Origin of the sequence: Streptomyces sp. P3 (genome assembly GCF_003032475.1) — a bacterium.
Taxonomy (GTDB): domain Bacteria; phylum Actinomycetota; class Actinomycetes; order Streptomycetales; family Streptomycetaceae; genus Streptomyces.
Window position 1 is genome coordinate 9150152 of record NZ_CP028369.1, and the last position, 18080, is coordinate 9168231.

At 74.0% G+C, this 18080-nt stretch carries 1 protein-coding gene; it reads left to right on the forward strand.

Annotation, left to right across the window (positions count from 1 at the left end; all coding sequences use genetic code 11):
- Nucleotides 1-64: 64 nt before the first annotated feature.
- Entirely contained in the window at nt 65-17983 is a 17919-nt protein-coding gene (locus C6376_RS40800; protein WP_107448232.1) for a type I polyketide synthase, read from the forward strand.
- Nucleotides 17984-18080 lie beyond the last annotated feature (97 nt).

The following is an 18080-nucleotide window of genomic DNA, read 5'->3' on the forward strand; positions in this document are numbered from 1 at the left end:
AAGCGCAAACATTTGTGGGCCGGTAACGGTGCCGGACCGTCCATGACGTGGGGAGAGCTGGGCTGTGTCCACGACCGTCGCAGCGGCCGGAGGCCGCGAATACCTCCTCGTCGTGTCCGCAGGCACCGCCGTGGCACTGGACAGGGCGACCGCCGAGACCGCGGCCCGGCTGCGGCGGCTGCAGGCGGACGGCTTCCCCGACGCCGCCTACACCCTGGCCGTGGCGAGGAAGGCTCGCCCGTACCGAGTCGCAGTCGTGAGCCGGGACGCGCAGCAGGCCGCACGATCGCTGGAGCAGTTGTCGGCTGGGGCCGGATGCGACGGCGCCCCCAGCCCGGGGCAGCCGCTCGTGTTCGTCCTGCCCGCTGACATCCCGGACGCCGAGCGGCTGGCTGCCGAGGCGGCGCGGGTCCACCCGGGCTTCGCACGCCACCACGCGGCCTGCCGTCGCGCGGGCGCCCTGGACCACGGTCATGCCGGAGCTGTCTTCGCCTTCGCGTATGCCACGCTCCGCCTCTGGATGCGATGGGGACTGTCTCCTCGAACCGTGTACGCGACCGGAATAGGTCGACTCGCCGCCGAGGTGGCCGCGGAGTCGCTCGCCCTGGGCCGGGCTGTCGCCCTGCTCGACTCCCCGCACGGTGTGCCGGACTCCGGCGAGGGCCGCCGACGCAGGGCACGCTTCACGGTGGAGCCCCTGGAACGCGACATGGACTTCCCCGACGACCCCCTCGTCCTGCGGCCCGATACCGACACTCCCCTCGAAGCGCTGCGGAAGGCGTGGCTCGCGGGCGCGGAGGTCGACTGGACGGCGGTGTACGAGGGCGAGCGGCGGCGACGCGTCAGACTGCCGGCGCTCAACCGGGCGCACGGGGCTGTGGAGTCCGGTCGGCAGGCCGATGCCACCGAGACGACCGTCGCCGACGAGCCGGAGTGGCCCTGGCCGCTGTCGGCTCCGACCGCGACGGCACTCGCCCAGCAGGCCAGCGAGCTGGCGGATCTGGTCGAGCGCGCTCCCGCGCGGTTCTCCCATGGCCCGTCCGGGCTGCCGGACGCCGCCCGGACCGCCGCCCAGCCCGGGCACCCGCACCGCGCCGTGGTGCTGGGCCGCCGGCCGCAGGACTTCCTGCGCGGACTCACCGCCGTCGCGTCCGGCCGCCCCGACGCCGGCGTCGTGCGCGGCACCACGTCGGTGACGGACGGGCGGATCGTGTTCGTGTACCCGGGCCACGGCTCCCAGTGGCAGGGCATGGCCGCGGACCTGTTCGAGTCCAGCCCCGCGTTCCGGGCGGAGGCGGAGCGGTGCGCCGAAGCCTTCGCACCGCACCTCGACTGGTCCCTGACGGACGTGCTGCGCGACCGGCCGGGCGCGGCCTCGCTGGACCGGGTGGACGTGGCCCAACCGGCCCTCTTCACGGTCATGGCGTCACTCACGGCGTTGTGGCGCTCCTGGGGCGTGCGCCCGGACGCTGTGATCGGGCACAGCATCGGCGACATGGTCGCCGGATACGTCAGCGGCGCGTTGTCGCTCCAGGACGCCGCCCTGGTGTCCGCGCGGGCGAGCAGGATCCAACAGACCATCGCCGGCGTGGGCGCCATGGCCTCGGTGGAGCTGCCGCCCGAGGCGGTGCGGGAGCGTCTCGCCGCCTATGGGGGCCGGGTGGAGCTGGCCGCGGTGAACGGCCCGGACTGGGTGCTCGTCTCCGGTGACCGGGACGAGGTGCGCAGGTTCGTCGAGGACGTCCAGTCCGACGGCGCCTCGGCCCGCGTGGCCGGGGTGCCCCTGGCCGCGCACTCGGCGCACGTCGACCGCATCACCGACCGCATGATGCGCGACCTGGCCTCCGTCGAGGCGCGGCCGACGACCATCCCGTTCCGTTCCTCCGTCACCGGTGCACTGCTGCGGGGCACCCAGCTCGGCGCCGCCTACTGGTGCCGGAGCCTGCGGGACCGCGTGGAGTTCGAGAGCGCCGTCCGTGCCCAGGTCGAGGACGGTTACCGGGTTTTCGTCGAGATCAGTCCCCACCCCGTCCTGGTGATGGGGGTGAACGGCGTCCTGGAGGCGGCCGGAGTCGACGTCGAGGCGATCGCCGTCGGCTCCCTGCGACGCGGACAGCGAGGCCAGCGCACGCTGCTGGCCATGCTGTCCGAACTGTACGTGCGCGGTGCGGCGGTGGAGGGGGCCGAGCCGTTCGGCCGGAACCGGCGGGCCGGCACCGCGGACACCGCCGACTCCGAAGGCGACGCCGCGCCCGAGGCCGAGGTCGAGGCCGCCGCTCCCCGGCGCGCGGCGACCGCCGACGGTTCATCAGCCGCGACCGATCGCGAACTCCTTGAGCTGGTCGGCGCCCATGTCGCCGCGCTCCTCGGCGTGGACGCACCGGAGACCGTGGCCCCTGACTGGGCGGCCCGCTCGCTGGGCGCCCTCGGATTCACCTCCGCCCTCGCGGTGGAACTCAGGGACCGACTGGCGCGGGACACGGGCCTGCGGCTGCCTCACACCCTGGTCTTCGACCACCCGGAACCGCGCGGCCTCTCCCGCCACCTCGCGGACGAACAGCGCCGCCGGGCAGGCGAGGCCCCCGTACCGGAGAGAGCGGCAGAGACTTCCGGCACGGGAACGAACACCGACGGCGGCACAGGAACAGACCGCGATGCCTTCGCCGTCATCGGCATGGCAGCCCACCTCCCCGGCGCCGGCGACCTCGACGAGTACTGGAATCTGCTGACCGGCGGCCGGGAGGCGATAGCGCGCTTCAGCGACGAGGAGCTCGCCGCCGCCAACGTCCCCGCCTCCCTCATTCACGACCCGCGCTATGTGAAGGCGTACGGCGCGCTGTCCGGGGGAGAGCTGTTCGACGCCCCCTTCTTCGGCATGACCCCGGCCGAGGCCGAACTGACCGATCCGCAGCACCGGTTGTTCCTGCAGACCTGCCACGCCGCGCTGGAGCACGCCGGGTATGACGCCGGCCGTCCGCCCGGATCCGTGGGCGTCTTCGGCGGCGCCGCCCCCAACACCTATCTCCACAACAACGTCCTCGGTGCCACGGACCGGACGTCCACCTCCCAGTCCTTCAGCGTCACGTTCGCCAACGACAAGGACTACCTGGCCACCCGCGTCGCCTACAAGCTGAACCTGACCGGCGCCAGCTACACCGTCCAGACCGCCTGCTCCACCTCACTGGTCGCCGTCCACCTGGCCTGCCAGGCGCTGCGCGGCGGTGAACTGGATCTCGTGCTCGCCGGCGGTGTGGCGCTGCGCGCGCCCCAGGCACAGGGCCACCTGTACGAACAGGGCACGATCCTGTCGGCCGACGGGCACATCCGCGCCTTCGATGCCGACGCGAGCGGCACGGTCTTCGGCAACGGCGCCGGCGTGGTCGTCCTGAAACGGCTGTCCGACGCCGTACGGGATGGCGACACCGTGCACGCCGTGGTCCTCGGCACGGCCACCAACAACGACGGTGCGCAGAAGGTGAGTTACGCCGCGCCCTCGGGCCACGGCCAAGCCGAGGTGATCGCCCGCGCCCAGGCCGCCGCCGGCGTCGGCGCCAGAGCCATCAGCTACGTCGAGGCGCACGGCACGGGCACCAGGCTCGGCGACCCCGTCGAGGTCGACGCCCTCACCCGCGCCTTCCGCCGCACCACCGAAGCCACCGGCTACTGCGCCATCGGCACGGTGAAGCCCAACATCGGTCACCTGGACGCTGCGGCGGGTGTTGCCGGTCTCATCAAGGTAGCGCTGATGCTGCGCCACCGAACCATCGTGCCCAGCATCAACTACGAACGCCCCAACCCCGCCATCGAGTTCGGGAAATCGCCGTTCCGTGTCGCCACGCGGCTGCGGTCGTGGACGGTGGAGGAGGGGCCGCTGCGGGCCGGCATCAGTTCCTTCGGTGTCGGAGGGACCAACGCCCACGCGGTCCTGGAGCAGGCACCCGAACGCGAGCCGTCCGGCCCCTCGCGCCCCGAGCAACTGCTGCTGCTGTCGGCCGCCACGCCGTCCGCCCTCGACCACGCCACCGCCCGCCTCGCCGCGCACCTGCGCTCGGACCCCGACGTACCGCTCGCGGACGTCGCCCACACGCTCGCCGTCGGGCGCACCGCCCACCGCCACCGGCGCGCACTGCTGTGCCGGGACGCCGACGACGCCGTACGCCTGCTGGAGGACACCTCCGGACACGGTGCGCACACACGGCGCGCCGGACTCACCCCGCCCGCCGTCGAGTTCGCCCTCCCGGGGATCGATACGACGGACCCCGACGCACTCGCGACCTCGGCTGTGCGATGGGCCGAGGAGCAGGCGTTCGCCGAGGCATACGAGGCGTGCACCGCCGCCGGAGCCCTGCGGCTCGGGGCGCCGGGGCGGGCTTTCGCCCTCCAGTACGCCCTGGCCGGCCTCTGGCAGGACTGGGGTCTGCTCCCCGAGACCTATTACGCCGAAGGCGTCGGGGAACTCGTCGCCGGTTGCCTCACCGGCAGGCATTCCCTCGGGCAGGCCCTCGCCGCGCTGGAGCGGGGGGCCCGCCCCGAACCTGGTCCGCGCGTCCTGCCGTACGGCGATCTCGGCACCGCCCACGCCGGGGTCGTCCTCACGGCGGACGGCCGTACCTCTCCGCAGGCCGCCCTGCGGGAGGCCTGGCTGGCCGGTGCGGAGGTCGACTGGGCGGGGTTCTACCGTGGGGAGCGGCGGCACCGGGTGCCCCTGCCGACGTATCCGTTCGAGGGGCGGCGCTATTGGCTGGAGCCAGTCGCGTCGGCCGCCCCGAGCGCGCCGGAGGCGCAGCCGGAGCCCGATCCGGTTCCGGTGCCGGTGTCGGTCCCGGCTCGCGAGGAGATCGTCCTGAGCGGGGACGAGACGTACCTCGCCGACCACGTCGTGCACGGCGTTCACGTGTTGCCCGCGGCCGTCCACCTCGAACTGGCCCGCGCGGCGGGCGAGTCGGCGACGGGAGCACGGACCGGGTCGCTCCGGAACGTCGGCTTCAACCGCAAGCTCTCCTTCCGTGGCGACCCTCGTACCGTACGGATCACGCTCGAGCCCCGGGACACGGCCGTCCTGCGCTTCACCGTGACCGCCGACAGCGGGTCGGCGGCCGAAGCCGGCGAACCGGCCTACGCGACCGGCGAGTTCGTCGCGGACGGCACCCCGCCCCGCCCGGAGCACGCCGACCTCGACGAGGTCGGCGAACGCTGCACGACCCGGCTCGCCCCCGACGCCTGCTACGCGTTGCTTCGGCGGCGCGGGCTGGTCCACGGCCCGAGCCTGCGCGCGCTCCGGGGCCTGGCCCACCGCGCGGGGGAGGAGGCCGTCGCCGAGATCGAGGTGCCCGCGTCCGCCGAGACCTCGCTGGCCGCCGGCGGTTTCGCCGGCCCCGGCACACTGCTGCTCCACCCGGCCCTGCTGGACGGGGCGCTCCAGGCAGCGGTGTGTCTGCTCGCGGCCTCGGACGAGGCGGACGGGAGCGGATATCTACCGATGGGGATCGGCGAGCTGCGGCTCATGGCCGACCCCGGTCGGCGGTGCGCCGTGCGGGTGAACCGCTCGGAGCGCGGCACCCGGCGCGACCAAGTCGCCCATCTGGACCTGCAGTTGGTCAAGGAGGACGGCACGGTCGCCGTCCGGGTGACGGACCTCGTGCTGCGCCGCGTACCCGCCGCCTCGCCGCCACCCCCACAACCGGAGCCGGCGACGGCCTTCCTGCGCGCCCGTTGGACTCCCGCGCTCCTCCCCGTCGACGCCGACGACATAGGCACCGGTCCCGTCTTGCTCCTCGCCGAGGCGGATGCTTGCCGCGAGGCCCTGGGCCGGGAGCTGCGGGACCGCGGTGACCGGGACACCCCGGTCGTACTGGCGCTGCCGGGCACCGGATTCCGCCGCGTCGACCGTCACACGTACGAAGTGGACGCCGCCCGACCCTCCTCCCTCGCCGACCTCCTGACAGCTCTGGACGCCGACGGGATCGCCCCGGGCCGGATCCTGCACGCCTGGAGCCTCACGGCAGCTGCGTCGGACGCCTTCGGCGCCGGTCGGCTCGACACCGGCATCGGCTCCCTGTTCCACCTCACCAAAGCCCTGCTGGCCCGGCGTCCCGTCCGGCCGGTGCGGCTGCTCTTCCTCCACCCGCTGGACGCCGGCGGCGAAGCCGTGCCTGCCTACGCCGCGGTCGCCGCCTTCGCCCGCACCGCCCGGCTGGAGAACCCCGCCCTCGCCTACCGGGCGGTTGGCGTGGCAGCCGACGCCCTCGCCACCCAACTGCCACTCCTTGTGCGAGAGTTCGGAGCCGGCACCGGGCGGGAGCCCGAGATCCGGTACGTGGCGGGCATCCGCCTGGCCCGCCGGGACCGGGCCGTCGCGACATTGGCCGACGCCGGACCGGCCGAATCACCCCTGCGCGAGCACGGTGTGTATCTGATCACCGGCGGTACCGGAGGGCTCGGGCTGCTGCTCGCCGAGCACCTCGCCGCCCGGGTGCGGGCCCGTCTCGTCCTGGTGAGCCGCAGCGCCCCCGACGGGTCCGCGGGCGAGCGGATCGAGGCGTTGGCCGCCTCCGGCGCGACGGTCCGTCACCTGCGGGCCGACGTCGGCCGGGAGGAGGACGTGCGGGGGATCGTGTCGGCGGTGACCGCCGAGCACGGCACGCTGCACGGCGTGATCCACGCGGCCGGGGTGCTGCGGGACTCCTTCCTGGTCGGCAAGACGGCACAGGAGTTGGAGACGGTACTCGCTCCCAAGGTCCACGGCACGGTCCACCTCGACCGGCTGACGGCCGGTCATCCCCTGGACTTCTTCGTGACGTTCTCGTCGGCCGTCGCGTCCTCGGGCAACGTCGGCCAGGCGGACTACGCCTACGCCAATGCCTTCCTCGACCACGCCATGACAGTCCGCGAACGCCTGGTGGCGGACGGACGGCGCAGCGGCCGGTCGCTGTCGATCGGCTGGCCGCTGTGGCAGGCCGGCGGCATGCGACCGGACGACACCTCGGCGGCCCTGCTGGAGAAGGCCCTGGGATCCGCGGCCCTGCCCACCCCGGTCGGACTCGCCGCCTTCGAGACCGCCCTCACCCTGCCCGGTGGCGCGGTACGCGTCGCGCACACCGACTCCGGGACCGCGCCGACGACACCCGCTCCCGTATCCGAGGCCGTGGAGGCCCACGCCGTGACCGAGCCCGCCACGCCGTCCGCGACAGAGCCCGACCTGCGAGCCGTCGCCCGGGACCTGCTGCGCGCCCTGCTCGCCGCACAGACGAAGCTGGACCCCGCAGGCATCGAAGCCGACACGCCACTGGACAGCTACGGCATCGACTCGCTGCTGATCGTCAAGCTCAACTCCGCCCTGGAGGAGAGTTTCGGGGAACTCTCCAAGACCCTCTTCTTCGAGTACACGACCCTCGACGAACTCGCCGACCACTTCGTCGCGGAGCACGCGGACCGTCTGCGTGAACTCGCCCCGGCCGCGCAACCCGCACCCGTGACCGAGCCCGAGCCCGATGCCGCGCCGCCCGCGCAACCGCAGGCGTTCCTTCTCCGTGACGGCCGGCTCGCCCGCGACACCTGCCCCGAGGACGCCGTCGCCATCATCGGCCTGAGCGGCCGTTACCCCCAGGCCGCCGACCTGGACGCCTTCTGGCAGAACCTGGTCGAGGGCCGCGACTGCGTGACCGAGGTGCCGGCGGAGCGCTGGGAGCACGGCCGCTACTTCCAGGAGGGCGAGCCCGCACCCGGCCGTGCGTACACGAAATGGGGCGCGTTCCTCGACGGCGTGGACCGGTTCGACCCGCTGTTCTTCGGCATCGCGCCGCGCGAGGCCGAGCTGATGGACCCGCAGGAGCGGCTGTTCCTGCAGACCGCGTGGCACGCGGTGGAGGACGCCGGCTACCGGCCCGCCGACCTCGCCGGACGCCCCGTCGCCGTCTTCGTCGGCGCGATGTACGCCGAGTACCAGCTCTACGGCGCCGAGCGCGTCCTGCGCGGTGAGGGACCCGTGCCCGCCTCGCTGCACGCCTCCATCGCCAACCGGGTGTCGTACGTACTGAACCTCACCGGCCCCAGCATGGCCGTCGACACGATGTGCTCCTCCTCCCTGACCGCGCTCCACCTGGCCTGCCGGAGCCTCGGCGACGGCGAGAGCGAACTGGCCCTGGCCGGTGGCGTCAACCTCTCCCTCCACCCGCACAAGTACGTCTACCTCAGCCAGGGCCGGTTCGCCTCGTCCGACGGCCGGTGCCGGTCCTTCGGCGACGGCGGCACCGGGTACGTGCCGGGCGAGGGCGTAGGCGCGGTGCTCCTCAAGCCGCTGCGCCGTGCCCTGGCCGACGGCGACCACATCCACGGTGTGATCGTCGGCCACGCCGTCAACCACGGCGGCCGTACGAACGGCTACACCGTCCCGAACCCCAACGCCCAGCAGCGCGTCGTCGAACAGGCCCTGCGCCAGGCCGGTGTCTCCCCCCGCGACCTGGGCTGCGTCGAGGCGCACGGCACCGGCACCTCGCTCGGCGACCCGATCGAGATCACCGGGCTGCGCAAGGCCTTCGAGGCGGTCGAGCGGGACGTCGCCCGCGGAAAAGGCGACGGCCCGGCCACGCAGTACTGTCCGATCGGCTCGCTGAAGTCGAACATCGGTCATCTGGAGGCCGCCGCGGGCATCGCCGGGCTCACCAAGGTGCTGCTCCAGATGCGGCACGGCCGACTGGTGCCCTCCCTGCACTCCGAACACCCCAACCCGAACATCGACTTCGCCCGCTCACCGTTTCGGGTGCAGCGGGCGGGGGCCGACTGGCCCGCCCCCGCCGACGCACCTCGCCGGGCCGCGCTGAGCTCCTTCGGTGCGGGCGGTTCCAACGCCCACGTCGTCGTCTCCGAGACGCCGGCGACCACCCCCGCGGCCGACCGGGCCGCTGTCGCACAACGCACCGCGCGTCCACTGCTGTACGTGCTGTCCGCCCGGGACGAGGAGCGGCTGCGCGTCCACGCCGGCCGCCTCGCCCGCTTCCTGCACACCGCCCACGTCGACCTCGGCGATGTGGCGCACACGCTGTTGTGGGGCCGCGAGCCGATGGCCCAGCGACTGGCCGTGGTCACCGACGAAGGCGCCGCCCTCGCCGCCGCCCTGACCGCCTTCGCCGAGGGCACCGCCGTCCCGGCCGGCTTGTGGCACGGTCGCGCTGGTGCACGGCAGGGGACCTTCGCACCGGATGCCGATCCCCTCACACAGGCCGGCCGATGGGTCGCCGGAGCGGACCCCGAAGGGTCCCCCGTCGCCCCGCCCGCCGGCGCCCGCACGCCGCGCCGGGTCCCGCTCCCCGGCTACCCGTTCGCCGAAGAGCGGTATTGGCTGGGCGACGCCCTGACCGCCCACCCGGCCACCGCACCCGGCGCGGCGTTCCTCCACCCGCTGCTGCACGCCAACGAGTCCACCCTCACGGAGACCAGGTTCCGCACGACCCTGCGCCGCGACGACGCCCTGCTCGCCGACCACGAGGTGGCCGGACGCCGGCTGCTGGCCGGAACCGCGCTGCTGGAGATGACCCGCGCCGCCGTCGAACGCGCTGTCGGCCGGGCTCCCGGACGGCTGCGTGACGTGGTGTGGGGACGGCCGGTCGAGGTCGTGGCCGCCACCCTCGACGTCTACGTCGCGCTCCGCGCCGAGGGGGGCGCGGACTCCGCCGACTCCGGCGCCGCCATGGCGTTCGAGGTGTACAGCCGGACGGACGACGGCGGACGCGTCACCCACGTACGCGGCACCGCCGTCACCACGGCCCCCGCCCCCGCCGGACCGCTACGGGACATCGAGGGGACGCGCCGTCGCTGCGGTGTCACCCGAAGCGCCGCCGAGACGTACGATGACTACCGGCGGGCCGGTTTCCACTACGGTCCTTCCTTCCAGGTGACGCGGGAGGTACGGATCGGCGCCGACGAGGTGCTGGTCGAGGCGCAGCTTCCCGAACAGGAGCTGTCCCAGGGCGACTTCGTGCTGCCGCCCACCCTGCTCGACGGCCTGCTTCGGTCCGTGCACTGGATGAACCGGCACACCGCGCCGAGCGCCGACGACCTGGTCGTGCCCTTCTCCCTCGGCGAGATCGACATCCTCGGACCGCTCCCGCCGGTCTGCCTCGCCCACGCCGTGCCTGCGGCCGGCGGCGGGGCACGGGCCGCGGCCGTACAGCGGTTCGACGTGGTGATCACCGACGAGAACGGGACGGAGGCCGTCCGCATCCGCGACTTCGCCGGACGCGTCCTGAGCACCACCCCGGCGACCTCCGCGTCCCCGGCCGGCGAACCGCTGTTCTACGAGTTCGGATGGGAGCCCCGGGCCCTGCCGCCGACGGTCACCGGCCCGGACGGGCGTGTCGCGGACACTCTGCTCGCCCTCACCCCCGACCCCGAGCAGGTCCGGCAGCTCGCCCGCACCGGAGGCTGGTCCCGGGTGGTCCAGGTGTCCCCCGGCGACCGCTACGGCACCGACGGCGCGGACGCGTACGTTCTGGACCCCGCAGCCCCCGACCACTTCCGGCGCCTGCTGGCCGACGTCACCGGTCACGGCGCCCGCCCCGCCCCGGACGTCGTTCACCTGTGGGACCTGGCCGCCCCCGGTCCCACCGATGAATACGCCCTGCCGGACGCCGCGTTCACCACCGGACTGTTTCCGCTGCTGCATCTGCTCCACGCGGCCCGCGCCGGCGGCCACGACACCCTGCGCGTCCTGTACGCGCACACCGGGCGCCCCGAACAGGAGACCCTCATCGGCCTGGCCCGGGCCGCCGAGGGCGGACGGCCGCGACTGTGGTTCCGCGCGGTACGCCACGACGCTCCCGTCCCGTCGGCCGGGGAACTCGCCCGCACGGTGGCGGCCGAGTTCGCGGCCGGCCCCGCGCGGCGGACGGCCGAACTCCGCTGTGACGCCGACGGCCGACGCCTGGAGCGCGTGGCGCGCCGGGCGGCGTCAGGGCCGGCGACCGGGGCCGGCGCCGTCCCTCTGCGGGAGCGCGGGGTCTACCTCATCACCGGCGGAAGCGGAGGCATCGGCCTGGTCTTCGCCCGCCACCTCGCCGAGCGGTACCGGGCCCGGCTGGTGCTGATGAACCGCCGCCCCCTCGCCGACGCCGCCCGCGCCGAGGTCGACCGGCTCACCGCGCTGGGTGCCGACGTCCTGACGGTGCGCGGTGACGTCGCGGACGCCGATGACGTGCGGCGGGCCCTGGCCGAGACCCGGCAGCGGTTTGGACGGCTCGACGGGGTCTTCCACGCCGCCGGAACCTTCGACCCGACTCCGGTGCACGGCGCCGACCGGGCCCGCTTCGAAACGGTCCTCGCGGCCAAGACCCGTGGCACCGTCCATCTGGACCTGCTCACCAGGGACGAACCTCTCGAGCTCTTCGTGCTCTTCTCGTCCGTCTCCGCCGAGCTCGGCGACTTCGGCGCCGGCAGCTACGCCGCCGCCAACCGCTTCCTCGACGCTTTCGCCGACACCCGCGCGCGGTGGGTGCGCGAGGGGCGGCGGCACGGCCGCACCCTGTCGCTCGCCTGGCCGCTGTGGGCGGTCGGCGGAGTCGACTCCGCGCTGGATCCCGGTGAGGTCGAGCGCTACCGGGCCGCCACCGGGATGCGTCCGCTCACCGCAGACGAAGGCATCGAACTGTTCGAGCAGGCCTGGACCCACGAGGCGCCGCTGCTGCTGCCGGCCATCGCCGACGCCGCCGCTGCCGACCGGGCGCTCGGAATCGATGACACCGGCGCCCGCGAGTCCGCCGTACCGGAACCGGATCCGCGGCCGGCCGGGGAACCCGCCCCCGTCGTGGGCGCCCTGCGTTCCCGGGTGGTGGAGCACGTCCGCTCCCGCCTCGCCAGTGTGCTGCGGCTCGCCCCAGCCAGGCTGGACGGACGGACCGAACTCGACTCCTACGGGCTGGACTCGGTGATGGTCATGGAGGCCAACACCCTGCTCGGCCGGGACTTCCCCGGACTGCCCGGCACGCTGTTCTTCGAGTACCGCACCGTAGAGGAGGTCGCCGACTTCCTGATACGCGAGCACTCCGGGACGGTGGCCCGGCGCTTCGGCGAACACGAGTCACGGGAGGCCGAAGGACCGGTGGTGACGGGACCCGGTCAGACCCCTGCTCCGGTTCCGGCCGCGTCCCCCGCCTCCCGGCGCGCCTCCGTCACCGCCCGTGTCACTCCGTCCCCGGCCGGTCACGGCCTCCGCCCCACCGCCGACGAGCCCATCGCGATCATCGGGATTAGCGGGCGCTATCCCAAGGCCCGGGACCTGGACGCGTTCTGGGAGAACCTCCGCGCCGGGCGCGACTGCGTCACCGAGGTGCCGACCGACCGTTGGGACTCCGACGCGCTGTTCGACCCGGACCCCAGGGCAGCGGGCCGCAGCTACAGTCGCTGGGGCGGGTTCCTCGACGACGTCGACGCCTTCGACTCGCTCTTCTTCCGGCTCTCGCCTGCCCAGGCCAAGGTCATGGACCCGCAGGAGCGGCTCTTCCTGGAGACCGCCTGGTCCGCCCTGGAGGACGCGGGGTGTCCGCTCGACGCCCTGCCCCGGCCGCGTTTCGGCGCCGAGGGCCGTGACGTCGGCGTGTTCGTCGGGGTGATGTGGGGCGACTACGCGGTGCTCGCCGCCGAGGAGTCCTTCCGGGGCAACCCCGTCACCGTCCTCGCCAACCGTTCCTCGATCGCCAACCACGTGTCGTACTTCGGGGACTTCCGGGGCCCCAGCCTCGTGGTGGACACCGCGTGCTCCTCCTCCCTGGTCGCTCTGCACCTGGCTTGCGAGAGCATCCGCCGGGGCGAGTGCGGCCTGGCGATCGCGGGCGGGGTGAACGTGGCGGTGCACCCGGACAAGTACGTGCACCTCAGCCGGATGACCATGCTCGCCAAGGACGGCCGATGCCGGTCGTTCGGCGACGGCGGCAGCGGCTACGTACCCGGCGAGGGCGTGGGCGCGGTGCTGCTCAAGCGGCTGTCGCAGGCCGAGGCGGACGGCGACCGCATCCACGCCGTGATCCGCTCGACCGTCGTCAACCACGGCGGGCGCACCAGCGGACTCACCGTGCCCAACCCGCGTGCCCAGCAGGCGCTGATCGAGGAGGCCCTGCATCGGGCCGGCGTCGACGCCCGCACGATCGGCTGCGTCGAGGCGCACGGCACCGGCACCGCGCTCGGCGACCCCATCGAACACACCGGGCTGGAGCGGGCGTTCCGCACCCACACCGAGGATCAGGGTTTCTGCGCCCTCGGCTCGGTCAAGTCGGTGATCGGCCACCTCGAGGGCGCGGCGGGCATCGCCGGACTCACCAAGGTGGTCCTGCAGTTGCGGCACGGTCAGCTCGTCCCGTCGCTGCACGCACGGGACTTGAACCCGGTCATCGACTTCACCGCCTCCCCGTTCCGGGTGCAGCGTGAACTCGCCGACTGGCAGGCGCCCGCCGACGGCCCCCGCCGGGCCGCCGTCAGCTCCTTCGGCGCGGGCGGCGCCAACGCCCACGTGGTCGTCGAGGAGTACGTCGCCGCCGGGGCCGAGGACCGCCCCGCCGACCCGGACGCCGGCCGCCCCGAACTGCTGACGCTGTCCGCCCGGACGGAGGACCGGCTGCGCGCCCAAGCGGCCCGGCTGGCCTCCTTCCTGCGCCGGGAACGCGATGCCCGCCGGCCCCCCGCGCTCGCCGACGTGGCCCACACCCTGCTCGCGGGCCGGGAGGCCATGGCCGAAAGGCTGGCGGTCACCGTGTACGGCCTCGACGAGACGGTGGACGTCCTGGAGGCGTTCGCCCGCGACGAGGCCGGAGACCGGGTCGTCCGGGGCGGGGCAAGGGCCGATGCGGCCGTCAGCGACCTGCTCACGGGGATCGCGGAGGGGCGTGACCTGACGTACGCCCTGGCGGCCTCGGGCGACTTCGACCGGCTCGGCCGACTGTGGGTGTCGGGGATGTCCCTGGACGCGGCCGTGCTCCAGCGGGCACGGGGCCGCACCGCAAACAGGATCACCCTGCCGACCTACCCGTTCGAGCGCCGACGGCACTGGCTCACCCCTCGCCGGGACGAACCGGCGGGCTCCGCCGGGGAAACCGTTGAAAGGGTTCGTCCCGCCGTGGGCCCCGCGCGTTCCCCCGGTGAACCGGGCGTGCGCCGACGCACCCTGGACCCTGCCGACCCGGTCCTGCGCGACCACCTGGTGCGCGGCCGGAGCGTCCTGCCCGGAGTCGCCCACCTCGACCTGGTGTTCTCCGAGCTGCCCGGCCCGCCCCGCGCACTGCGCGACGTGCGCTGGCGCACGCCCGTCGTCGTCGACGCCACCGCGGCCGAACTGGTCCTGAGCACCCGGCAGGACGGCGAGGCCGTACGCTACGAGATCCACGGCGGCGACGTCCTGCACTCCGAGGGCGTCCTGGCCGAGCCGGACTCGCCGGACGGCGCGCGTGTGTCCGTCCAGGCCGTCCGGGAACGCTGCCGGGCTGCCCGAACCGGCGACGAGCTGTACGCCGATCTCGCGGGACGCGGGCTGGGCTACGGCCCCTACTTCCGGATCGTCGAGCGGCTGTGGACGGGCGACGGAGAGGCGCTGGCCCGGCTCAGCCTGCCGTCGGCCCACCGCGCTCCCGGCGGACGGCACGCCCTGCACCCGGGCATGGCGGACGCCGCGCTGCACACCCTCGCCGGTCTGCTCGGACCCGACGACGGTGTCCTGATGCCCTTCTCCGCCGACGAGGTACACCTGCTGCGGCAGGTGCCGGCCGACGGCTGGGCGCATGTGATCGCGCTGGGTGGACACCGATACGACGTCGCGCTCCTGGACGACACCGGCCAGGTCTGTGTGCGCTTTTGCGACGTGGCCTGCCGCCCGGTTCCCGTGGAGCGCGGCGAGGAGACGGACGCGGCGCGTGACTCGTTCGCGTACCGGCCGCGCTGGGCGCCCGCCCCACTGACCGCCCCGCTGCCCGGCCACACTCCCACCGGCGGGCGGACCGTCCTGCTCAGTGCTCCCGAGTCGGCGCGGGACCTGGCCCTCACGCTCGGCCGGGAGCACCGGGACCTGGGCGACGTGGTCCGCCATCTGTGGCGGTCGGCCGACGACACGGCCACACCCGTGGCCACCGGGCAGCCCGTCCCGGACCTGGTGTACTTCCTCGCCGGTACCGAAGAGATCACCGAACAGGGCACGGCGCCGGCCGCTGCGGCCCGCGCGGAGGTCGTGGCCCTCCACCGCCTCGTCCGGGGCCTACCGCTACGGGGAGCGGAGTCCTGCCTGAAGGTCGTCACCGTGGGCGCCCTGCCGCTGTGCGAGGACGAGCCGTCGCGGCCCTGGTCGGCCGGGCTATGGGGCTACTGCTCCGTGCTGGACAAGGAGTACCCCGCGCTGCGGACCGCGTACGTCGACCTGCGGGGCGACGAGGCCGCCGACCTCGCCGCGCAGGTCGTCACAGAACCGTTCGCCGGCCGCGTCCGCGCGGTGTCGCTGCGCGGCGGAGTGCGCCGCACCCTGCACCTCGAACCCGTCGACCTGCCCGCGCCGGCCGAAAGCGGCATCCGCTTCCGCGACCAAGGCGTGTATCTCATCCTCGGCGGCCTGGGCGCCATCGGCCTCGACACCGCGCACCACCTGGCCCGCACCCGCCGGGCGCGGCTCGTCCTCCTCGGCCGCACCGCTCCCAACGCGCGGCAAGCGGCGCGGATCGCCGAGATCGAGCGCTCCGGCGGGGAGGTGATGCACCTGGTGTGCGACGCGACCGATCCGGTGGCCCTGCGCGAGGCCGTCGTCCGTGCCAAGGAGCGGTTCGGGGCGCTGCACGGTGTCATCCACTCCGCAATGGTCCTCGGCGCCACGCCCGTGCGGGACCTCGACGAGCACGCCCTGGACACCGCCCTGGCCGGCAAGACCGACACGACGTGGAACCTCGCCCGGGCGGTGCGGGACGAGCCATTGGACTTCCTGCTCCTGTACTCGTCCGGCGTCTCCTTCGCCGGCAACAACGGCCAGGCGGGATACGCGGCGGGCTGTGCCTTCGCGGACTCCCTCGCCCGCCACCTCTCCCGCACGGCCCGCCATCCCGTGCGCGTCCTGAACTGGGGCTACTGGCACGCCGGCGGGGACCCTGAGAGGGAGGAGATCCTGCGTCGGCTGGTGGCCGCCGGGATCCGTCCGATCGGCGCCCGCGAGGGCATGGACACACTGGAGCGTTTCCTCGCCTCCGGACTGCCGCAGATACTGGCCACCAGGGCCACCGAGCCGATCCTTCGTGGCCTCGGCGCCGACCCGGACGTACGCGTCCGCCCGCTGCCCGCGTCACCGCTCCCCGTGACCGCCGCCGTCGAGCCGCCGCGGATCGACGAGAGCGGCCAGCGAACGGTCGGGGAGCAGCTCGAGGACTCGCGGGCGCTGGACCGGCTCGGCCGGGTCCTGCTGCTGGCCGCGTGGCAGCGAGCGGGCGTCCTGTGCCACGCCGGGGAACGCCGTACCGTCGCCGAGTTGCGCGGCGCACTGGGCGTGGTGGACCGCCACGAGCGCCTGTACGGCGTGCTGCTGGAACTGCTTGTCTCGGCCGGGTTCGTCCGCCGCGACGGGGACGGGATCGTCGTCCTGCCCGTGGTGGAGGAAGAGGAAGCGCGACTCGCCCTGGCCGACCCCGACGCTGTGCGCGGGCGGCTGCCGTCCGGCCGGCCGTGGACCACCGCCGTGGCCGACCTGCTGCTGCGCTGCACGCGGGAGCTACCGGACGTCCTGGCCGGCCGTACCGACGCCACCGAAGTGCTCTTCCCCGGCGGATCGCTCGACGCCGTGGGCGCCGTCTACCGCGGCAACGCCGTCATCGACGGGATCGGCGCACACCTGGCGGCCGTGGTGGGCCGGTACGCCGCCGAGCGGCTGGCCGCCGATCCGGGCGCGCGGATCCGGGTACTGGAGGTCGGGGCCGGCACCGGCGGCACCACGCGCGACGTGCTGGCCGCGCTCGCGCCCTTCGCCGGACGGGTGGAGTACACCTACACCGACGTCTCCGCAGGGTTCGTCCGGCACGGCTCGCAACTGTTCGCGGACAGCCACCCGTTCACGGACTTCCGGGTCCTCGACATCGAGACCGGCCCCGAGACACAGGGCTTCGCGCCGGGCGCGTTCGACATCGTGCTGGGCACCAACGTCTTCCACGCGACCCGGCGCATCCACCGCACCGTCGAGCACGTGAAGTCCCTGCTGCGGCCGAATGGGCTGTTCCTCGCAAGCGAGGGGACCTGGGCCGATCACGCGATGACGCTGGTCTTCGGGTTGACCGACGGCTGGTGGGCCTTCGAGGACCCGGAGCACCGGATCCCCGGCACCCCGCTGCTGAGCGCTGCGGCCTGGCGCGACGTGATGACCGACTGCGGCTTCCGGCACGTCGTCACCCACGGTCTGCCGCAGGAGGGTCCGGCCGTCCAGAGCCTGGTCGCGGCCGTCAGCGACGGCCTCGTCGTCCACCGGGACACGGCCCCCCTCAACGGGCGGGCGGACACCGCCCCGGCGCCGCCGGGCGGTCGCACCCCGAGCGACACGGCGGCCCCCGCCTCCGACCGGTACGCGGCCGCCGAAGAGCTGGTACGAGGGGTCTTCGCCCGCGTGTTGGAGATGGCGCCGGACCAGCTCGATCCGGACGCGACCTTCGAGACGTACGGCATCGACTCCCTGGTGGTGCTGCAGCTGAACACCGCGCTGGAGGAGCACGTGGGCCGGGTGCCGACGACGCTGCTGTTCGAGCAGATCACCATCGGCCGGCTCGCCCGCTGGCTCCTCGCCGAGCGGCCGGAAGCCGTGCCTGACACGAAGCCCGAACCGGGGGTTCGGGTGCCGATTCCGCCACAGGAGCCGGTGGCCGCAGACTTGGAGCACATGATCGACGCCCTGTCCGACGGCCAGGTCGAGGAACTGCTGCGGGCGTTGAAGCCCACCGACCGCGGTGCGGCGCCGCACCACGCGGCGGCGAACGGAACGGCGGTCGCCGAATGAGCGCGCAAGGAGAAGAAAGCACGGCCACCACCGGTAACTCATTTAAGATTAGGGTAACTTCGCCTCATACTGCCTTACCAGTGGATCCCGCGACGCC